Source organism: Mesorhizobium sp. CNPSo 4688 (assembly GCF_057784295.1).
In genome coordinates, this window is sequence record NZ_JBWLUY010000001.1 from 362,260 (window position 1) to 383,734 (window position 21,475).

Here is a 21,475-nt window from a genome sequence, read left to right on the forward strand (position 1 = left end):
GTTTTACGTATCTCGCGGAATGCATGTTTTCTTTACCCCTGTGTGTCATTACGATACGAGGGTCCATTTTCAGCCTCCTGCGTGGGATAAGACAAGCCAGAATCAGGCCAAAATCATAAAGTCCCTCGGCAGCTAGTACAGGGTAGCGAAGGCATGGCGAAGAAACCAACGACGACCAGAAATCTCGACAGCGACGTAGCCAGGGAACTCGAAAAGGCACTAGATCTCGACCTTAGCGGAGACGGCAGCGGCGATCTCGATATAGCGGCGTCGATGGAAGATCTGGAAGCGCAGATTTCGCAGGCCGCGGACGAACTGGCGCGCGAAGGCCGTACCCAGAAACCCGCCCCCGCTCAAAGCGCACCCGTCCAACAGAATCAAAGCGCGACGCCGGCTGCCAAGCCCGCAGAGCTGCGCCCAGTTGAGTCGCGCAACAGCGCCCAGCCGGCCGGTTTCAAGCCGGCAAACGATGACCGCCAGAAAGATTACAAGACGCTGCTGCACGGCCTCAACCGGCGCGCGTCGAGCACAATCTATTGGGTCGTGGCGTTCGTGTCGCTGGCCTGGATTGCCGGCGCCGGCGGCCTTGCCAATCTGCTGTTTGGCCCGAGCATCTGGAAAATCCGTACATTCGATCAACTCCTCGCCCGCCCCGAACTGATCGGCCTCGCAATCGCGGCAATCATACCGGTTGTCCTATTTTGGGCCTTCGCGGCGATGATCCGCCGCGCGCAGGAAATGCGCATCGCCGCCCAGTCGATGACGGAAGTGGCTTTCCGCCTGGCGGAACCGGAAAACCTCGCCCAGGACCGCGTCATGATGATCGGCCAGGCCGTTCGCCGCGAAGTGGCGGCCATGGGCGAAGGCATCGAGCGCACGCTGGCGCGCGCCGTCGAGCTCGAAACGCTGGTTCACAGCGAGGTCAACCAGATCGAACGCTCCTATTCCGAGAATGAATCCCGTATCCGCTCCCTGGTCGACGGGCTGGGCAGCGAACGCGAAGCCGTCGTCACCCATGCCGAGCGCGTGCGCGCCTCGATCACCGGCGCGCATGAGACGCTGAAGGACGAAATCGGCGCCGCCTCGGACATCATTCGCGACTCCATCCTCAACGCGTCGACCAAGCTGTCGATGACGATCACCAATTCCGGCGACACGCTGATCGACCGTATCAACGAAAGCTCGATGTCGATCTTCGATCAGGTGGAAGGCCGGCTCGACACGATCACCGACCGGCTGTCGACCTCGGGCGAAGCCTTCGCTTCGCTGCTCGACACCCGCATCGCCAAGCTGACGGACACCACCGACGGCCTGACCCGCTCTCTGACCGACCTGCTCGACGACCGCACCACCGGCATGGTGTCGCTGCTCGGCGGTGCCGCGCGCACGCTCAGTTCGGAATTTGAGTCCAGCCTCAACGGTATCGAGCGGACGCTGGCCGAGCGCGGCCAGGCGCTGATCAGCGAATTCCAGACCCGCGCCGAAGCTCTGGACACCGGCACGCAGAAGCTCAACGCCGCGCTCGAGGCGCGTGCCCGGCAGATCAATGAAACGCTGGTCGAGCGCGCCCGCGAAATCGCCCACACCTTCGCCGAGAGCAAGGACCATTTGTCGGCGATGATCGATCAGGGCAAGACCCAGATCGGCGCCGACATGGCCGACATTGTCTCGTCGACCTCGTCCATGCTCGAAGCCCGCGCCAGCGATTTCGCCGGCCGTATGGAAGCGGCCCGCCACGTCGTGTCGCGCTCCTTCGACACCGACATCCAGCGTCTCGCCGACGCCCGCGTCGGCATCGAGGAAGCCGTCGAAAACCACAGCCGCAAGCTGTCCGAAAGCCGCGAGCGCATGGCAGCGGCAATGGAGGCGGACCTGGCGAAATTCGCCGAGGGCCGCGCCGGCATCGACGCAGCCGTGACCAACCAGGTGCAGAAGCTGGCCGAAGGCCGCAACCTGATTTCGCGTGCTTTGGAAGAGGACCTGCGCAAGGTCAACGAGTCGCGCGCCGCCATCGACGCGTCGGTTGGCAGCCATCTCGAACGCCTCGAAGAGGGCCGCAACCGGCTCAACCAGGCCTTGCATGAAGACTCCGGAAAACTCGTGCAAGCCCGCACGATCATTGATGAAATGGTCGCTGGGCATGTTGGCAAGCTGGCCGAAGGCCGCAACATTCTGTCGCGCGCACTCGAGGCCGATCTCGGCAAGCTCGCCGACAGTCGCGCCTCGATCGACGGGCTGGTCGCCGGCCAGGTCGAAAAGATCGCCGAAGGCCGTGCCATCCTCACCAAAGCCCTGGAAAACGACATTATCGGCATCAAGGGCGTGATCGAGAACCACTCGGCGAAACTGGCCGAGGACCGGACCGAACTCAGCAAGGCGCTGGAGAACGACCTGTCCAGCATCAGGGGCCTGCTCTCCGACCATTCGACCCGGCTCGCCGATGATCGTGGTCTGTTGTCACAGACGCTCGAGGCCGACCTCGCCAAGTTGGCGGAAAGCCGGTCGAGCATCGACGGGCTGGTAGCCGGCCAGGTCGAGAAGCTGGCCGAGGGCCGTGACATCCTCAAGCGCGCGCTTGAAGCCGACATCAATACCATCAAGGGTGCCATCGCGGGTCATTCCGACAGGGTGGCGGAAGAGCGCAGCCAGCTTTCGAAGGCACTGGAAGCCGATCTGCAGAATGTGGACAGCCTGATCGCCGACCACACGAGCCGGCTTGTCCAGGATCGTTCGACACTCTCCCAGGCGCTTAAGGACGATCTGCACAATGTGAGCGGCATCATGGCCGATCATCAAAACAGGCTCGTCCAGGATCGTTCGGCCCTCTCAAAGGCACTGGAGGACGACATCGCCAAGCTGGCGGAGAGCCGCTCCAGCATCGATGGGCTGGTCGCCGGACAGGTTGAGAAGCTCGCCGAGGGCCGCGACATCCTCAAGCGGGCGCTCGAAGCCGATCTCAACACGATCAGGAGCGCCATTGTCGACCAGTCGCAGAAGCTGACTGAAAACCGTGGAGAATTCGCACGGGTGCTGGAAGCCGATCTGGAAAATGTCAACAGCCTGCTCCAGGATCACAGCGACAAGCTCGCCCAGGATCGCGCGACGCTGTCGAAGGCTCTTGAGGACGACCTCGCCAAGCTGGCCGAGAGCCGGTCGAGCATCGACGGACTGGTCGCCGGCCAGGTCGAGAAGCTGGCCGAAGGCCGCGACATCCTCAAGCGCGCGCTGGAAGCCGACCTGCAGAAGCTGTCGGCAAGCCGCGGCGAGGTCGACGACATCATCGCCGGCCATGTCGGCAAGCTGGCCGAAGGCCGCAACATGCTGACCCAGGCGCTGGAAGACGATCTGGCAAAGCTCGCCGACACCCGCAAGGATGTCGACCGCTCGCTGTCGGGCCATATCGACCAGATCGCCGCCAGAAGCACCGACATTTCCGCGGCTATCGCAGCCGACGTCGAGAAGATCGAGCAGGCCTTCAGCAAGCAGACCGGCATCATCGAGGAGCGCGCCGGAACCATGGAGCGCGCGCTGTCGGTGGGTGTCGACAATGTCCGCAACGTGCTCGAAAAGAGCGCCGTCTTTGTTGCCGGCGCCCTGCGTGAGAAGGTGATGGAAGTCACCAGCGCCCTGCACGAACAGGCGGGTGCCGCCTTCAGCGATGCCGACCGCAAGATCGCCGAGCGTGCCGAGCAGACTTCGGCCGCCCTGCTCGCCCGGGCCGAGGACATCGCCCGCACCTTCGAGGACGCGGATCGCCGCCTGCATGCACGCGCCGAGGACACGACAAGCGCGCTGCTTGCCCGCCATGACGAGACTTCGAACTCGCTGCTCGCCCGCGCCGAAGAAACGGCCGAGCGGCTGGCTGCCCGCGCCGGCGAAATTGCCGGCACGTTCGACGCCGCCGACCAGAAGCTGGTTGCCCGTGCGGTCGAGACGGCGCAGTCGCTCGCCGACCGCGCCGGCGACATCCTGCGTAACTTCGAGGGTGCGGACCAGCGGCTGAGCATGCGCATCGGCGAATCCGCCGAAGCGTTGGCCGCCCGCGCCTCCGACCTCGGCCGCATCTTCGACGCCGCCGACCAGCAGCTGATCTCGCGCATTGCCGAGGGTTCAGACGCCCTGTCGGCCCGCGCCACTGAGATCAGCCGCATCTTCGACGAGGCCGATCACCGCCTGGTGTCGCGCATCGCCGACTCCACCTCGACGATCGGCGAGCATGCCGACAACATCGTCGGTGCCTTCGCTAGCACCGAGCAGCGGGTTGCCGAACGCGCACGCCAGACCGGCCAGGAACTTGCCGTCCACGCCCGCGAAATGGAGCAGGCTCTGGCCGGCGCCGACGAGCGGCTGGCCGCGAGCGTCGCTGCCGCAACCACCCGCGTCGAGGAACAGGTCGCGAGTGTCGAAAACCGCCTCGCCTACACCACCGAGACGATGGGCCAGAAGCTCAACGAGCAGGTGTCGAGCGCCGAGGCTCAGCTGATCTCGCGCGCCAACACGATTGCAGAGACCTTCACCGCGGTTGGCCAGCATATCGGCCAGAGCACCAACGACGCGGCCAAGACCATCGGCACAAACACCCGCGAGCTCAACACGATGCTGGCGACACGTTCGGCCGAATTGTCGAAGATCCTCGACGAAACCGCACGGCCGCTGGTCGAGCGCTTCGCCCAGGGCGGCTCGGAACTGCAAAAGAGCATGGAAGAGGTCACCGAACGCGCCACCGAGAAGCTGCGCAGCGAAAACGCCGCCCTTGTCAACGCGCTCGCCAGCCGTACGGCCGAAACGCTGTCGGCCGTCGAAGGCGCGCGCTCGTCGCTCGCCGACAGCGTCGCCGACCTCATCGGCCGCATGAGCGTCTCCAGCTCGCAGCTCGGTGAGCTGATCGAGCAGGCGGCGGTCAATCTCGGCCAAGTCGACGAACGTCTCAGCGGCAGCACGCAAAGCTTCGCCGCGACCACCGAAAAAGCGGCGCAGACCTTCGCCAGCTCGGCCCGCCTGGTCGATTCGAACACGACGCGGCTTACCGAATTGTCGTCTTCGACGCTGCGCGAGGTGGCCTCGATCGCCACCAAGTTCGACGAGCACAGCCGCTTGCTGTCGTCGGCTTCCGACCTGCTGAGCTCGGCGCAGAGCAATCTGGAGCACACGCTGGAGAGGCAGTCGTCACTGGAAGATCTCGCCGTCGGCCTGGTCAAGAAGTCGGAAGACCTCGAAAAGGTTATGCGTTCCTTCGAGAGCCTTGTCGGCCAGACGATGCAGAATGCCGAAGGCAGGACGCTGGCGTCCGCCGACAAGATCCGCATTGCCATTGCGGAAGTCGTCGATTCGGCAACCAACCGGTTTGCCGATGCGACCGAGGAGATGCGGCGCACCGCAAGCTCGATCAAGAGCGAGCTCGACCTCACACGCGCCGAGCTCAAGAAGGGCGTCATCGAGATGCCGGAAGAGGCCAAGGAATCGACCTCGGCGATCCGCCGCGCCGTTTCCGAGCAGATTAACGCGCTCAAGGAACTTTCGGATATCGTTGCGAAATCGGGCCGCGGTGGTGGCGACAATTCCGAGCCCCGTAATTTGCGCCCGGCTCCCCAGGCGCCGGTCCAGCGCCCGGCCGAACCTGTACGCCGCCCGCCGCCGGCACCGCAGGCCGAGCGTCCGGCTCCGCAGGCGCCGCTCGGCGGTCTGCGCGGCACGCTCGATATCGAACGTCCTGCCGAAGCACCGCGCCAGCGCGACGCCAACGCCCGCACACCGCAAGGTGGCTGGGTGCGCGACCTCCTGACCGGGGCATCGCGTGAGGAGGACGTTGCCAGGCCGGCGGCGCCCGCGGAAGCACCGCGCGCGGCTCCCGCCCAGCGCTCGCCGCTGCATGTCATGGAGTCGCTCAACTCGCTGTCGGTCGACATTGCGCGGGCGATCGACCATGACGCCTCGATCGAGCTGTGGAACCGCTATCGGCGCGGCGAGCGTGACGTGTTCACACGCCGCCTCTACACGCTGAAGGGCCAGCAGACCTTCGATGAAATCCGCCGCAAATATCAGGGAGAGGCGGAGTTCCGCGCCGCCGTCGACCGCTACTGCGACGATTTCGAAAAGCTGCTCAAGGATGTCTCGCGCAATGACCGCGACAACATCATGGCGCAGACCTATCTGACGTCTGACACCGGCAAGGTCTACACCATGCTGGCCCACGCCAGCGGCCGGTTGCACTGATCGGGATAGCGATACCAATGAGAAAGGCGGGCTTCGGCCCGCCTTTTTTGTTTTCCCCCTCAACGGGCTTGCCGTACGAAGCGGACAAGACTTGGAGGTCTGCGCCGCCCCTCATCCGCCTGCCGGCACCTCCTCCCCGTATAGTGACGGGGAGAAGGAGACTGGCCGCAAATGTCGGCGCACTTCCTGCAATGTCGGCGATTGGCGAAAGCGGTTATGACAGCGTCTTTCTCCCCGTCACTATACGGGGAGAAATGCCCGGCAGGGCAATGAGGGGCAGCACAGACATTTCAGCAATAGCTGCTGGACGTGGCTCAGATAACCGAATCCGTCCAGCGCACGATGTCCTTCGCCGCCTCGCCGAAGGCGCTGTCGAGCGCACTGACATAGGCCGGATTGCCGCTGCCCGAGACGGGAGCGGATGCGGTGAAGCTTTTTGAGGCGCGCACCTCGCCGTTGCGGTCGTTCAGGATGCGCACGAAGAGGTTGACCTCGGCATGCTCGCCACCATTCACGCGGACTTCGAAGGAGCGGATCTCGACGATCACCTGATAGTCGATCGCCAGCCCCTCGCCCGGCTTGCCGACGCCGGCAAAGCTGCCGGAGCGCTGGAACGTTTCGGCGAGCCTTGCCTGCACGATCAGCGGCAGCCGGTCGGCCCATTGCGCGCCCTTCAGATACTGGATCGAGCGGTCCGACGGCTTGATGACGATGTTCTGGCTGTCCAGCGCCTTGAGCGCGGATGGCTGGGCGATCAGGATCTGGCGGCGGCTATGGCCATGCGCGTTGATCGACGGGGCGGACAGCTCGAACGTATCGAGCGGCGCCGGCTTGCCTCCCAATGCCGCACAACCGGCAAGGGTCAAGCCAAGCAACACGACCGCGGATTTATACCCACCCAAGCTGAACGTCACGCGCGATCCCCGTTGTCCCCGGATCGTAAGACCAACCCGTATTCGCGGTTCAACTTCTTGCGGCGGGCGGGCACGGAAGTCAACGCCGCGCCCTGCCATCGAATTGCCGAACCTCGCCGTCGCCACCCGTCAGGATGCGCTGCGGGTTGCGGCTGAGATCGGTCACCGCCTCTTCGATGCGGCTGATCGAACGCCGGCTGTCCTGGACCAGCGCTTCGACATTCGACAGGCCCTGGCCGGAGAACCGCGCCAGATTGTCGGTGATGGTGCCAAGCCGCGCGTTCAGCGTGTCGGCGACCTGCTTGAACGATTTCAGCGTGTCCCTGGCATCGGCCATCACGCCGTCAGCCTGGCCTGAGCCAAGCAGCGTGTCGACCCTGGCCAGGATACCATCGACGCGCACCGAAGCATCGTTGAGGCGCTGTGCCAGCTGTCTGGCGTCCTTGATCGTCTCGTCGATATCGTCGGCCCGGTCGGCGAACTTGTCGGTCACCTTGGCGATGTCGGCGGCGGCCTGGTTGGCGTTTTCGCTGGCCTTCTGGATGTTGGCGAGCGCGGTGCGCACTTGCGCCGGATCGATACCGTCAAGCACATTGTCGACCTTGGCCAGTGTTCCTTGCGTTCGCGTTGCGAAATCACTGACCGAGCCGACCGCCGTGTCGACGTTCTTGATCACGCCGTCGAGCTGCTTCGAGGTTTCCTTGAGGTTCCCCGTCACCGTGTCCACATTGGCGACGATGCTCTTGATCTTGTCCTTGTCGACGGCATTGAGCAGGCCTTCGGCAGCCTTCAGCGTGCCGTCGAGCTTGCCGGAAACACCCTTCAACTCGTCCGACAGCGCGCTGACGGCAGTCAGGAACTTGTCGATGCCATCGGCATTCTTGGCCAGCGCATCGGAAAATGTCTGGGCGTTCTTGACCGTCTGCGTCAGCGGCCCACGCACATCCTTGGTGAAGCCTTCGAGATCGGAAAGCACCTTGTCGGCGCGGGTGAAGATGTTCTGCGCGGTCTGCAGGAGATTGTTGACGGCAGAAGGGTTGGCGACGATCTCGGCGGTCCTGCCTTCCTTTTCCGCCTCTTCAAGCAGGTTCGGTTCCTTGGGATTGGCGCCCTTCAATTCGATGTTGACCTGGCCGGCAAGGCTGGCGATGCCGATATCGGCCTGCGTCGATTTGGTAAGCGGCGTTGTCTTGTCTATCTCGGTCGTGGCAATGGCGGCACTCGGGTCGTTGCGGTCGAAATAGACGCGCTTGACCACACCGACCTTGACGCCGTTGAACAGCACCAGGCTGCCGGGGCCAAGGCCTGAGGCTGAGCCCTGAATGCGCACGCGCAACTGGGCCGTTTCGCCCCGATCGCCGATCTGGGCGGTCCAGTAGACGAACGCGAAGGCCGCGAGGATCGCAGCCAGGGTAAAAATCCCGACAATTACGTAGTTGGCTCTGGTTTCCATTGCCCCACTTATCGCTATGCGCGCGCCGCAAGATCAAGTTGCCGGGCGCGTTTTCCGCGGAAATAGGATTTTACCCACGGCTCCTCGCTCTTCAGCATGTCGTCGATCGTGCCTTCGACCAGGATTTTCTTGTTGCCGAGCACCGCCACCCGGTCGCAAGCGGTAAACAGCGTGTCGAGATCGTGTGTCACCATGTAGACCGTCAGGTCCATCGTATCGCGCAGCTTGACGACCAGTTCGTCGAACTCGGACGCGCTGATCGGGTCAAGGCCGGACGTCGGCTCGTCGAGGAAGACGATGTCGGGGTCGAGCGCCAGCGCACGCGCCAGGGCGGCGCGCTTGATCATGCCGCCCGAAAGCTCCGAGGGAAATTTTTGCGCCGCGTCCGGCGGCAGGCCGACCAGTTCGATCTTGAGCAAGGCCAGCTCGTCCATCAGCTTCTTCGGCAAATCGAGATATTCACGCATCGGCACCTGCACGTTTTCCAGCACTGTGAGCGCCGAAAACAGCGCGCCATGCTGGAAAAGCACACCAAGCCGCATGTCGATGCGCAACCGCTCGATGTCGCTGGCCTTGTCGAGGTCGAGACCAAACAGCTTGATCGTGCCAGCCTGCTTGTGCAGCAGGCCGAGAATGGTGCGCAGCAGCACCGATTTGCCGGCGCCCGAGGCGCCGACGAAACCCAGGATCTCGCCGCGTTTGATGTCGAGCGCCAGTTTGTCGAGGATCAGTTTGTCGTCGAGGGAAACCGTGATGTCGCGAACGGAGAGCACGATATCGCCCTCGTCCGTTCCTTGCGCAGCCTTGATCGCCTTTGAGGTCTTACGCATCATGTCAGAACTCGATCGAGGCGTAGAAGATGGCGAAAAGGCCGTCGAGGATGATGACGACGAAGATCGACTTCACCACCGAGGCGGTGACGTGCAGGCCCAGCGATTCGGCGCTGCCGCCGACCTTCATGCCTTCGACGGAAGCGATGATGCCGATGATCATGGCCATGAACGGCGCCTTGATCAGGCCGGCGAATATGGTGCTGATATCGATCGCGCCGCGCAGGCGGTCGATGAACGCGGACGGCACAATGCCGGAATAGAGCCACGCCGCGAGGATGCCGCCGCCAAGCGCTGCGAAATTGGCGATGATGGTGAGACAGGGCAGCGCGATCACCAGCGCCACCAGGCGCGGAAACACCAGCACGCCGATCGGGTTGAGACCGATGACCTTCAGCGCGTCGACCTCTTCGCGCATCTTCATCGAGCCGATCTCGGCGGTGATGGCGCTGCCGGAGCGGCCGGCGATCATGATTGCCGTCATCAGCACGCCGAGCTCGCGCAGGATCAGCACGCCGACCAGGTCGACAACGAAGATGTTGGCGCCGAAATAGTTGAGCTGGTAGGCGCCCTGCTGGGCGACGATGGCGCCGACGATGGCCGACATCAGCACCACCACCGGTATGGCGCCGACGCCCATGCGATCGATCTGGTTGAAGATCGCCGCCGGGTTGATGGCATGGCCGCGCCCGAGCTTCATCTGCGCACCGCCGATGGTGGCGCCCAGGATGTTCATCGAGGCGAGGAAATCGTCCCGCATCTCATAGACCCGGCGGCCAACTGCCTCCAGCGCGCGGAGAATGATGTTGGGGCGCCGGACACCACGCGATTCGTGCTCGCGCCGGACGGCTTCGCCGACGGCGCCGAGCAGGATCGAGGCGACATCGCTTTGCCCCTGCATCTTGATCTCGACGCCCTTCTTCTCGAAGACGCTCACCAGGCGGTCGATCAGCCAAGCTCCGGCCGTATCTATCTTCTCGATGTGAGAAAGGTCCAACGCCAGCGTCTGAAAGCCTTTGCGCTGTTCGATCTTGCGCATCTCGGCGTCGATCAGCGCCACTGTCGATGTCGTCCAAATTCCGGAGAAAGCGCAACCGAGGACGCCGCCCTCCTCGCCGACCGCGACCCGGGGCTGGTGGTCGGCCTCCTTGGCGGCCTTGCCGCTTGCGTCGCGTTTGCCGATGGTCAACATGGCGTCCTGTTTAGCCTGACGGGTCGAACCTGTCGATTTGCCGACAGGCTGATGTTGCATAGCCGGAGCAGAAAAATATGGCGCGTGTCATTTCGGTTGAGGCCGAGCGTTTTCCCATCGCCGGCACCTTCACCATCTCACGCGGATCGAAGACCGAGGCCGAAGTCATCACCTGCACTATCAGGGATGGCGATGATCGCGGGCGGGGCGAATGCGTTCCCTACAAACGCTATGGCGAGACCATGGAGGGGGTGCGCGACGCGATCGAGGCGATGCGCCGGCAGATAGAAGCCGGCATCGGCCGCATCGGGCTGCTCGATGCGATGCCGGCGGGTGCGGCCCGCAACGCCATTGATTGCGCTTTGTGGGACCTGGAGGCCAAGATCGGCGGCCAGCCGGTTGCCGCCGATATCTGTCTGGTGGCGCCCAGCCCGCTCGAGACGGCCTACACGCTGTCGCTGGGCGAGCCGGAGGTGATGGCCGCGCAAGCCCGCGCCAATGCCGGGCGGCCGCTGCTCAAGGTCAAGATCGGCGGCGACAACGATATCGCGCGCATCCGCGCCGTGACCGAAGCGGCGCCAGACAGCCGCATCATCCTCGACGCCAATGAAGGCTGGACCGACGACAACATCGTCGAGAACCTCGCTTTCGCGGCCGAACACGGCATCGCCCTGATCGAACAGCCGCTTGCCGCCGACCATGACGCCATCCTGCGCCACATCGCGCATCCTGTGCCGATCTGCGCCGATGAAAGCGTGCACGAAGCGAAGGACCTCGAATCGCTTGTCGGCCTCTATGACGCCGTCAACATCAAGCTCGACAAATCCGGCGGCCTGACTGCTGCGCTCACTCTTCGCGACCGCGCCCGCGAACTCGGGTTTGGTGTGATGGTCGGCTGCATGGTCGGCACGTCACTGGCGATGGCGCCGGCCGTGCTCTTGGCGCAGGACGCCGACTTCGTCGATCTCGACGGTCCGCTGCTTTTGGCCCGCGACCGCCAACCCGGTCTCGTCTACCGTGGATCGCTGGTCTCACCGCCTGACAGGATGCTGTGGGGCTGAGCGCGCGGCGAGCCCGATCAGCGCCAGGCCGATGATGGCGATCGGGATCATCGCCAGGAAGCCGTCGACGCCGTAACGCTCGTAGAGCGGGCCGGATGCCAGCGTCACCGCGGCCATGAAGAAGCCGTTGAAGAAATAGGCAATGCCTTGCGCAGCACCCGTGCGCTCTTCCGAAACCGTCTCGCCGATCATCTTCTGCAGGCCGATCAGCACCATCGCCACCGACACCGAATGCAAGGTCTGGACGCCGAAGAAGCCGATAACGCCAAGCCCGAGCGGCCAGATCAGCGGAAAGGCGATCCAGCGCACGATGGAGCCGATGCCGGCGATCAGCATCACCTTGACGACCGATACGGAGGCGAAAATACGATTGAAAAACAAAAACATGCAGACTTCGGCTACGACGCCCCAGGCCCACAGCAAGCCGATGACGGAGCCGCTGATGCCGATAGACTTCCAGTAGATGGAGACAAAGCCGTAGAGGAAGGCATGGCTGGCGGTGATGATGCCGACACCGAGGGTGAAATAGAGGAAGTACGGATTGAGAAGGCTGGGCGCCGAATGCTGGATGTCGGTGGCGGACAGCGGCGAGGCCCGGCGTGGGCGGCCAAGGCGGGGCGCCAGCAGCCCGGCGACGAGTGCGGCCGCAAGCGAGACGAAAATGATCACTGGCACGGCCTGCACACTTGTCCAGTACAGGATGAAACCGCCCGCGGCATTGGCGCAGAGATAGGAGATCGAGCCCCATTTGCGCATGGCGGTGTAGTTGGAGCCGAAGCGGCGCACGCCCGACAGCGCCAATGAATCGGCAATTGGCGAATGCGGCGTCCACACCACCGTCAGCGCAAGCGAAACGGCCAGCACCATGGCGTAGGTCGGCTTAAGGAAATAGCCGGCGGAAAGCACCATGGTCGCGGCCACCAGCGCGATATAGACATCGGCCCTGTCCTTCGCGCGGTCGGCAAGCGCGGTGAGCAGCGGCGTTGTCACCACGCGCAAAAACATCGGCGCCGCCAGGATGATGGCGATCTGCTCGGCATGAAAACCCTGGGCCTGCAGCCAGAGCGGGAAATACGGCAGATGCGTTCCCAGCGACACGAAGAGTGTCGCGAATATCAGGCTCATGCGCAGTTCGAAATGGCGTGGCTTGACGAGTTGTTCGGGAGACAGCGGCGGCAGCGACATGAATCGATCCAATTACGCTGCACAAAGGGCTGCAACGCAGATCGATCCCTTAACATGAGGCAATGCGGTCCGAAACTGCCTGGACTAACCGATTAACCGGGGTTCACGCCGCTTCGACGACCCTGTCGTCGATCAGCATCGGGATGAAGGGCTCGTCCGGCGCTTCGGGTAGGATTTTCGCCCAGTTGATGATCTCCATCCGGCCGTCGAAATGCTCGACCACAGCCGTGCAGCTCTCCACCCAGTCGCCGGTGTTGATGTACTGCACATCCCCGTAATTCTCGATCGCGGCATGGTGGATATGGCCGCAGATGACACCGTCGACATGCGAGCGGCGCGCCTCCTCCGAGAGCACGGTCTGGAACGAGCCGATGAAGTTGACCGCTTTCTTGACCTTGACCTTGGCCCAGGACGAGAACGACCAGTAGGGAAGGCCGAGCAAATGGCGGAGCTTCGTCACCACGCGGTTCACCATCATGGCGGCGTCATAGGCGTAGTCGCCGAGATAGGCCAGCCAGCGCTGATTGTGGACGACGGTGTCGAACTGGTCGCCATGGATGACCAGCAGACGCCGGCCGTCGGCGGTTTCGTGGATAGCGCGGTCGGCAACGACGATGCCGCCGAAATGCACGCCCTGGAATTGGCGCGCGAACTCGTCGTGATTGCCGGCGATGTAAGTGATTGAGGTGCCCTTGCGCGCCTTGCGCAGCAGCTTCTGGACGACGTCATTGTGGCTTTGCGGCCAATGCCAGCTGCGCCGCAGCCGCCAGCCGTCGACGATGTCGCCGACGAGATAGATGATATCGGCGTCGTGATACCGCAGGAAATCAATCAGGAACTCGGCCTTGGCCGCCTTCGATCCGAGATGCAGGTCGGATATGAACATGCTGCGGAAAGTGCGGGTTTCTGTGCTGGACATCAGATTGTCACCGTTGCTTTCGCGCAGGCTATGCCCCGATTCATGCAACAACCGTATGACGGTTGCGATTGGGCCAGCCAAAGTACTAGCCTGCCGCGCCAATCAACGGAGAAATCGGCATGGATCTCGGTATCAGGGGCAAGAAGGCCATTGTCTGCGCTTCGAGCAAGGGGCTCGGCCGTGGCTGCGCCATGGCGCTGGCCGAAGCCGGTTGCGATCTCGTGGTCAACGGCCGCAACGCCGAACTGGTGGCCAAAACCGCCGCCGAACTGCGCGAACGCTACGGCGTCAAAGTGACCGAGATCGTCGGCGACGTCTCGAAACCCGAGGTGCAGAAGGCGCTGCTGGCAGCCTGCCCCGACCCGGACATTCTGGTCAACAACAATGGCGGTCCGCCGCTGCGCGATTTCCGCGAGCTCGACCGCGCAAAGATCCTCGAAGGCGTGACGCAGAACATGGTGACGCCGATCGAGCTGGTGCAGGCCGTCATCGACGGCATGGCCAAGCGCGGCTTCGGCCGCATCGTCAACATCACCTCGCTGTCGGTCTACGTGCCGATCCCCGGCCTCGACCTTTCGTCCGGCGCGCGCGCCGGCCTGACCTCGTTCCTGGCCGGCGTGGCGCGCACGGTGATCGACCGCAATGTCACCATCAACAGCCTGCTGCCGGGCAAGCTAGACACCGACCGGCTGCGCGGCCCGCATGAGGCCGGCACGACTGAAGACCCGACTGCTGCCGCGGCGCGCAAGACCCGCATCAGCGCCGACGTCCCGGCCAAACGGCTTGGCACGCCCGAGGAATTCGGCCAGATCTGCGCCTTCCTGTGCTCGGTCCATGCCGGCTATCTCACCGGCCAGAACATCCCGGTCGATGGCGGCCTCTACGTCAGCGCCTTTTGACCAACGCGCCTGCGAAGCAGCAGGAGTCGTTCGCGATGAAATCGGCATAAGCATCTGATGCAACGGGACTTTCAATGCACCGCAGCAGAATGCTGACGACGCGTCATTTAGCGTCGCGACAAACCTTGGCCGCATGCTAAAAGACTCGTCAAAGCAGGTTTTGAGGGAGCGGCCGCATGGAAGGCGAGAACAAGAAAACGGCACGTTCAGACCTCGACGAAGCCGCCCTCTACTTCCACAAGCATCCAAGACCGGGAAAGCTCGAAATCCAGGCAACCAAGCCGCTCGGCAACCAGCGCGACCTGGCGCTGGCCTATTCACCGGGTGTCGCCGCACCCTGCCTTGAAATCCGCGACAATCCGGCGACCGCCGCCGACTATACGGCGCGCGCCAATCTGGTCGGCGTCGTCTCCAACGGCTCGGCCGTGCTCGGCCTCGGCAATATCGGCCCGCTCGCCTCCAAGCCGGTCATGGAAGGCAAGGCGGTGCTGTTCAAGAAGTTTGCCGGCATCGACGTCTTCGACATCGAGATCGACGCGCCCGGCATCGAGCGCATGGTCGAGACGATCTCGGCGCTTGAGCCGACCTTCGGCGGCATCAATCTCGAGGACATCAAGGCGCCCGAATGTTTCGAGGTCGAGGCGCAACTGAAGGCCCGCATGGGCATACCGGTGTTCCACGACGACCAGCATGGCACCGCCATCATTGTCGCCGCCGCTGTGCTCAACGGGCTGGAGTTCGCCGGCAAGACCATTTCGGACATCAAGATCGTCACCTCCGGCGCGGGTGCCGCCGCCCTCGCCTGCCTCAACCTTCTGGTCTCGCTCGGCGCCAAGGTCGAAAACATCTGGGTCACCGACCGTTTCGGCGTCGCCTATAAGGGCCGCACTGACGAGATGGACCGCTGGAAAGACCCCTATGTGAAGGATACCGAGGCGCGCACGCTGGCGGACGTGATCCCGGGCGCTGACGTCTTCCTTGGCCTGTCGGCCGCCGGCGTGCTGAAGCCGGAACTGCTTGCACATATGGCGCCGAAGCCGCTGATCCTGGCGCTGGCCAACCCCAATCCCGAGATCATGCCGGAGGCGGCGCGGGCGGCACGACCGGACGCGATGATCTGCACCGGCCGTTCCGATTTTCCCAATCAAGTCAACAACGTGCTCTGCTTTCCTTACATCTTCCGCGGCGCGCTGGATTGCGGCGCCAGCGCCATCAACGAGGAGATGAAGATGGCCGCGGTCAGAGCGATCGCCGCCCTTGCCCGCGAGGAACCGTCTGACGTCGCCGCGCGCGCCTATTCCGGCGAGACGCCGATTTTCGGGCCGGATTTCCTGATCCCCTCGCCCTTCGACCCGCGCCTTATCCTGCGCATCGCACCGGCGGTGGCAAAGGCTGCCTGCGACACCGGTGTCGCGACCCGGCCGATCACCGACTTCGCCGCCTATATCGACCAGCTCAACCGCTTCGTCTTCCGCTCTGGCCTGGTGATGAAGCCGGTGTTTTCGTCAGCCAAGGCGTCGACCGCCAAGCGCGTCATCTATGCCGATGGCGAGGACGAGCGCGTGCTGCGTGCAGCCCAGGTGGTGCTGGAGGAAGGCATCGCCGAACCGATCCTGATCGGCCGCCCGCATGTCATCGAGGTCAGGCTGAAGCGCTACGGCCTGCGCATCAAGCCGGGCGTCGATTTCGGTCTGATCAACCCGGAAGACGATCCGCGCTACCGCCACTATGTCGACCTTTTGATCGAGCTCGCTGGCCGGCGCGGCGTGACGACGGAGGCGGCGCGCACCATGGTGCGCACCGACAATACGGTGATCGCGGCGCTTGCGCTGAAGCGCGGCGACGCCGACGCCATGGTCTGCGGCCTCGAAGGCCGTTTCGAGCGGCATCTGCGCAATGTGACGCTGGTCATAGGCGCTCGCCCCGGCGTCAAGGACCGCGACCTGTCGACGCTGTCGATGCTGATCTCGCAGCGCGGCATCATCTTCCTCACCGACACCCATGTCTCGGTCGATCCGACAGCCGAAGAGATCGCCGAAATGACCATTCTGGCGGCGGAGGAAATCCAGCGCTTCGGCATCGAACCGAAGGCAGCCCTTTTGTCGCATTCGGATTTCGGCTCGCGCGATTCACCCAGCGCCCTGAAAATGCGCCAGGCGGCGGCGATCCTGGCGCGCGTTGCGCCCGACCTGCAGTGCGACGGCGAAATGCATGCCGATACCGCTCTGTCGGAGCATCTGCGCCAGCGCGTCTATCCGCATTCGCGGCTGAAGGGCGAAGCCAATCTGCTGGTGTTCCCCAACCTCGACTCCGCCAACATCACGCTCAGCGCGCTGCGAACGATGATGGATGCGCTGCACGTCGGACCGATCCTGCTCGGCACCGACAAGCCGGCGCATATTCTGACGCCGTCGGTGACCTCGCGCGGCGTCGTCAACATGACGGCGCTGGCGGTGGTGGAGGCGGCGCACAAGGCGCAGGCGGTAGTTGATTTCGGCTGAGCCCCTTAGGCAGGCGCAAAGCGGTAATGCCCGGTCTGCCGGAAGGCGAACAGCGTGTCCTCCTGCCGGGCGCCCGCCCCGATATTGTGGATGACCAGCGGCCTTTCCGGCACGTCCGCCGAACGGTCGGATGAGACGATGACGATGTGCGGCAGGTTGCCTGGCAGCATCTGGGTGACGAGATCGCCCGGTTGAAAGTCGGCAAGGTGTTCACTGGCGGGCAAGGAAACGCCCTTGCGCGCGAAAAAGGTGGCTAGGTTGCCGACCCGGCGGTGATCGATGTTGCGGTCGGTCGCTTTCAGGCCCCAAATCTTCGGATAGGCGGCGAAATTGGCTGCCATATCCTCATGCACCAGCTTCTGCAGATCGAGCCGAAAGGCGCGGCGATAGGCGCGCACGATGACATCCGTACACACGCCCCGATCCGGCGCGACATCGCCGCCGGGATAGTCGAGACGGACATAGGTCGGATCGTAGAAGGTGGTGACGCCGATCTGCTCGCGCGCGGCTTCGACCAATCTGCTGCGCCAGTCCGGCGCGGCCAATGCCTCCTGCGCGAGGGCCGGCGCCGCCAGGCACAACAGACCGAACTGCAGTGCGGTCCGACGGCTAATCGCGGTCATGCCAGGTCCCCGGGCATTGCTGGATCGAGGGATAATTCCAGGGCGATTGCGCCTTTTTCATGCAGTGTTGACGTCGCGCAGTTACCGCCTTCTCCCAACGCCTTGTGCACCTCGTCTATGGGCTAAGACCATCTTTGGTTGTAGATTGAGGGAACGGTTAACCGCGAATCCGGTAGCATCGCGACAGGGCAGGCAAGCGGGGTTCGGACAATGACAGGCGGACGGCGGAAGCTGATGCACCTAGCTGCGCTGCTTGGCGCGCTTGTGCTTTCGGCCGTCGCCACCACTGAGCCGCAAGCCGCTTCGCGGGTCTGCCGGCAGTTGGAAGCCGAGCTTGCTTCTTCATCCAATGGCGGCGGCAATTCCGGCATGGTGCGGAAATACGACAACGCCATCGCCCGCCAGCTCGAACAGCTATCAAAGGTGCGCGGTCGTGCGAGCGATGCGAATTGCGGGTTTTCGCTGTTTTCGCGCAACGTCAGCCAATGTGCTGCGCTGAACAGCAGCATCGATCGCATGAACGCCAATCTCGACGCGCTGCAAGCCAAACGTGCCCAGCTTGCCGGCGGCGGCTCGCGGCGCGACCGCGGCCGCATCCTGGCCGCGCTCGACGCCAATGGCTGTCGCGACGAGCCGGTTGCGCCGCGCCGGCAGGAACCGGTGCAGGAAGCCAGCCGCGAACCGGACGACGGCAACCTGTTCGACCAGCTTTTCGGCGGCAACAGGCAGGTCGACACGCTCGACGATCCCGACGATCCCGGCGAGGAGCGCAATGTGCGCCGCGTGCTCAACCAGCCCGGCGTTCCGGATTTCCCGGCGGTCGGCGGCGAGTTCCATACGAGTTGCGTGCGCACCTGCGACGGCTATTTCTTCCCGATGTCGAATTCGGCCTCGCTCGGCGATTTCGAGCGCGACCAGAAGAACTGCGAATCGAGCTGCCCCGGCACCGAGATGCAGGTGTTCTATTCAAGCGGCATGGATGACGATTCGGCCAACATGACCTCGTCGGTAACCGGCAGGCCCTACAGCGAATTGCCGACGGCCTATCTCTACAAACAGCCCAACATGTCGCGACCGCCGGCCTGCGGCTGCAATGCGCAGGCCGGAAATTTCGAGATCATCGGCGGCAACCCGCCACCGCCCGAGCAATCTCAGCCTGATGTTGAGACGACGCCGTTCATTCCGCTGCCGGCGGCAAAGCCCGATCCGGGCGCCGATCCGGAGACACTGGCCAACATGCAAGGCGGGCTCGACCGCGACGCCATCAAGCGCCTTGCCGTCAAGCCCGTGGTGTCGCCGGTATCGCTGATCCCGCCGGACCAGCGCAAGGTCAGGGTCGTCGGGCCAGCGTTCCTTCCCGACCCAGCAGCGGCAATAGATCTGCAAGCTCCGGCCCGGAAGCAAGTCCGGTAAGCGCCAGCCTCAGCGGCATGAACAGCGCCTTGCCCTTGCGGCCACTTGCGTCCCTGATCCTGGCCGTCCAGTCCTTCCAGACAGTGCCGGTCCATGGCTCTTCCGGCAACAGGTCGAAGGCCTGCTGCAGGAAGTCGCGATCCTCGTCGGAAAATTCCGGCGCCGGCTGCGGTCCGTCGGCAAGGATACGCCACCAACCGACCGCATCGCTCAGCCGGTCGATATTGCCGCGCACCGCCAGCCAGAAGGGCTCTGCCTTGTCGCCGGAGATGCCGAGCACCATCAGCCGGTCCTGCGCTTCGGAAAACGGCATATGATGCATGAGCGCGCGGTTGAGCACGAACAGTTCGTCCGGGTCGAATTTTGCAGCCGATTTCGAGGTGGCTGCGGGGTCGAAGCGCTCGGCCAGTGCCGGCATGTCATGCATGGCGGCGACATTTTCCGAGGTGCCGACGAGCACGGCGAGCGACGCGACCGCCATCGGCTCGATGCCGTCCTCGCGCAGGCTCTCGATCGACAGAGCGCCGGTGCGCTTTGACAGCCCCTCGCCCGAAGCCGTGGTCAACAGATTGTGGTGGCCGAACACAGGCGGCTCTGCACCCAGCGCCTTGAACAGCGCGATCTGCACACCGGTGTTGGTGACGTGGTCGTCGCCGCGGATGACGTGGCTGACCCCCATCTCGATGTCGTCGACCACCGAAGGCAGCGTGTAGAGATAGGTGCCGTCCTCGCGGCGCAGCACCGGATCGGACAGCGAGGCGAGGTCGACCGTTTCCTCGCCGCGCACGAGATCGTTCCAGTGTACTTCGGTGCGCTCCGGCTGCAACGGATCGCTGGTGAAGTTGGGCAGCAGGAAGCGCCAGTGCGGCCGGCGGCCATCCGACCGGTACTCGGCGATCTGCTGCTGCGACAGCGTCAGCGCCTCGCGGCCATAGACCGGTGGCAAGCCGCGCGTGCGGCGCACCTTGCGGCGCAGGTCGAGCTCCTCAGGGGTTTCGTAGCAGGGATAGAGCACGCCGGTCGCCTGCAGCCGCTCCACCGCCGCGTCGTAAGCTTCGAAGCGCCGCGACTGGTATTCGGTGGCATCGGGAAAAATCCCCAGCCAGTGCAGGTCGTAGAGGATGGCGTCTGAAAATTCCTGCTTCGAGCGGGCAATGTCGGTGTCGTCGAAGCGCTGGATGAAACGACCCTTGTTGTTCATGGCAAACAGCCAGTTGAACAAGGCGGTGCGGGCATTGCCGATATGAATGCGGCCGGTTGGTGAGGGGGCAAAACGGACGGTAACTGTCATGGGCGGGGCGTAACGGATGCTCTTAGAATTGACAAGACGCGCCCCCGCGCGACGCGCAAGACATAATGCACGCCAGCTAAAATGAAAAGGCTTGTAACGCCGGCACTTACCCCTCGCCGCGACGCCAGCCGAGCCGTGTCTCGATGCGGCTGGCGCTTTGCCTGACCAGAGCGGTCAGATCGGGGTCTTTCTGCCTGAGCTTCAGGTCGGGCACGACGATCGAGATCGTCGCCCGGCAGGCGCCCTGGCTGTCGCGGATGGGTGCGGCGATGCAGGCGACCGAAAAATCCGATTCGCCGGCCTGGATCGCCAGTCCCTGCGCCAGTGCCGCTTCCGATGCCTTGGCCAGCACATTCCTGTCCGTCTCGGCGCGTCCTGTCGGCGAAGCGGTGGCCGAGCGGGCAAAGATGGCGAGGCGGTCGGCCTCCGGCAGATGGCCGACGAGCAGCCGCCCCGACGCTGTCCAGTTGAGCGGCGTGCGCGTGCCGACGCGCGACGTCACCTGGAAATGGTCCTTGCCCTCTTCCATGGCCAGCACGACCATATAGTCGCCGTCACGGCCGCAAACCTGGACGGTTTCCTTCGATCCTTGGGCGAGTTCGTGCATTTCCTGCGTCGCCACATTGAGCAGGTCAAGCGTGCGGGCATAGGTCAGCCCATACTGGTAGAGCCGCGGCCCAAGCCAGAGCTGGCCGCTGTCCTTGCGGTCCAAAAGGTCCTTCTCGACCATGTCGTCGACAATGACGTAGACGGTCGAAAGCGGTGCGCCGATATCGCGCGCGATCTCGTAGGCGGTCGCCGGCCGGCCCTGGCGCTGCAAGCTGTCCAGTATCTGCAACGCGCGGTCGATGCCGCTGGTGCGCGACCTCCGCGGTTCGGGGGCGACTTTCTCGCGGCTCAGCTCTTGATCAGGTGCGTTGGCTGTCATGAGACCTCAAGAGGTTGATCGCGATGATGTAAAGGGCAGCAGCATGGTGGCGG

The 21,475-nt window shown here is 63.9% G+C and carries 14 protein-coding genes; 5 read left to right on the plus strand and 9 right to left on the minus strand.

The genetic code is table 11. The annotated features are described in order from the left end of the window. Window positions 1-153 precede the first annotated feature (153 nt). On the plus strand, window positions 154-6,213 hold the full coding sequence (locus tag AC04SH_RS01900) for an apolipoprotein A-IV repeat region-like domain-containing protein (protein ID WP_488573728.1): 6,060 nt from the start codon (window positions 154-156) through the stop codon (window positions 6,211-6,213). A 314-nt stretch (window positions 6,214-6,527) separates the two neighbouring features. Here AC04SH_RS01900 and AC04SH_RS01905 read toward each other — a convergent pair whose 3' ends face one another. The 4 genes from AC04SH_RS01905 to AC04SH_RS01920 are packed head-to-tail and all read right to left on the minus strand — an operon-like array spanning window position 6,528 to window position 10,602. Then, window positions 6,528-7,169, minus strand: coding sequence for an ABC-type transport auxiliary lipoprotein family protein (locus AC04SH_RS01905; protein WP_488573895.1), 642 nt, complete (start codon window positions 7,167-7,169; stop codon window positions 6,528-6,530). A 37-nt stretch (window positions 7,170-7,206) separates the two neighbouring features. Then, entirely contained in the window at window positions 7,207-8,580 is a 1,374-nt protein-coding gene (locus tag AC04SH_RS01910; RefSeq protein WP_488573729.1) for an MlaD family protein, read from the minus strand. A 14-nt stretch (window positions 8,581-8,594) separates the two neighbouring features. After that, window positions 8,595-9,410, minus strand: a complete 816-nt coding sequence (locus AC04SH_RS01915; RefSeq protein ID WP_488573896.1) for an ABC transporter ATP-binding protein — start codon at window positions 9,408-9,410, stop codon at window positions 8,595-8,597. A 4-nt stretch (window positions 9,411-9,414) separates the two neighbouring features. After that, the gene (locus AC04SH_RS01920) at window positions 9,415-10,602 is read right to left on the minus strand and encodes an MlaE family ABC transporter permease (protein WP_477232704.1); all 1,188 of its coding nucleotides are present in this window, start codon (window positions 10,600-10,602) and stop codon (window positions 9,415-9,417) included. A 77-nt stretch (window positions 10,603-10,679) separates the two neighbouring features. Here AC04SH_RS01920 and dgcA point away from each other — a divergent pair, with 77 nt between their 5' ends. Further along, the gene (gene dgcA, locus AC04SH_RS01925; RefSeq protein ID WP_488573730.1) at window positions 10,680-11,663 is read left to right on the plus strand and encodes an N-acetyl-D-Glu racemase DgcA; all 984 of its coding nucleotides are present in this window, start codon (window positions 10,680-10,682) and stop codon (window positions 11,661-11,663) included. On the opposite strand, the gene AC04SH_RS01930 is transcribed toward dgcA, so the two are convergent. Beyond that, window positions 11,634-12,848, minus strand: a complete 1,215-nt coding sequence (locus AC04SH_RS01930) for an MFS transporter (RefSeq protein ID WP_203279326.1) — start codon at window positions 12,846-12,848, stop codon at window positions 11,634-11,636. The two genes, dgcA and AC04SH_RS01930, sit on opposite strands and share 30 nt — an antisense overlap. Before the next feature lie 103 nt (window positions 12,849-12,951). Next, complete coding sequence (locus tag AC04SH_RS01935) at window positions 12,952-13,767, minus strand: UDP-2,3-diacylglucosamine diphosphatase (RefSeq protein WP_376740440.1); 816 nt, start codon at window positions 13,765-13,767, stop codon at window positions 12,952-12,954. A 119-nt stretch (window positions 13,768-13,886) separates the two neighbouring features. On the opposite strand from AC04SH_RS01935, the gene AC04SH_RS01940 reads away from it, so the two are divergent. Both AC04SH_RS01940 and AC04SH_RS01945 read left to right on the plus strand, forming a co-directional pair. Next, window positions 13,887-14,666, plus strand: coding sequence for an SDR family oxidoreductase (locus tag AC04SH_RS01940; protein WP_477349254.1), 780 nt, complete (start codon window positions 13,887-13,889; stop codon window positions 14,664-14,666). A gap of 176 nt (window positions 14,667-14,842) precedes the next feature. Continuing rightward, a complete protein-coding gene (locus AC04SH_RS01945) occupies window positions 14,843-17,167 on the plus strand; it encodes an NADP-dependent malic enzyme (RefSeq protein WP_477232707.1) in 2,325 nt (774 codons plus the stop codon). Window positions 17,168-17,172: 5 nt separating this feature from the next. Here AC04SH_RS01945 and AC04SH_RS01950 read toward each other — a convergent pair whose 3' ends face one another. Then, entirely contained in the window at window positions 17,173-17,790 is a 618-nt protein-coding gene (locus tag AC04SH_RS01950; RefSeq protein WP_488573731.1) for a DUF1287 domain-containing protein, read from the minus strand. A 210-nt stretch (window positions 17,791-18,000) separates the two neighbouring features. Here AC04SH_RS01950 and AC04SH_RS01955 point away from each other — a divergent pair, with 210 nt between their 5' ends. Then, window positions 18,001-19,203, plus strand: coding sequence for a DUF2865 domain-containing protein (locus tag AC04SH_RS01955; protein ID WP_488573732.1), 1,203 nt, complete (start codon window positions 18,001-18,003; stop codon window positions 19,201-19,203). On the opposite strand, the gene gltX is transcribed toward AC04SH_RS01955, so the two are convergent. Together gltX and AC04SH_RS01965 are read right to left on the minus strand one after the other, a co-directional pair. Further along, complete coding sequence (gltX, locus tag AC04SH_RS01960) at window positions 19,121-20,494, minus strand: glutamate--tRNA ligase (protein WP_488573733.1); 1,374 nt, start codon at window positions 20,492-20,494, stop codon at window positions 19,121-19,123. The genes AC04SH_RS01955 and gltX overlap by 83 nt on opposite strands. A 106-nt stretch (window positions 20,495-20,600) precedes the next feature. After that, the gene (locus AC04SH_RS01965) at window positions 20,601-21,422 is read right to left on the minus strand and encodes an IclR family transcriptional regulator (RefSeq protein ID WP_488573734.1); all 822 of its coding nucleotides are present in this window, start codon (window positions 21,420-21,422) and stop codon (window positions 20,601-20,603) included. Between the last annotated feature and the right edge of the window lie 53 nt (window positions 21,423-21,475).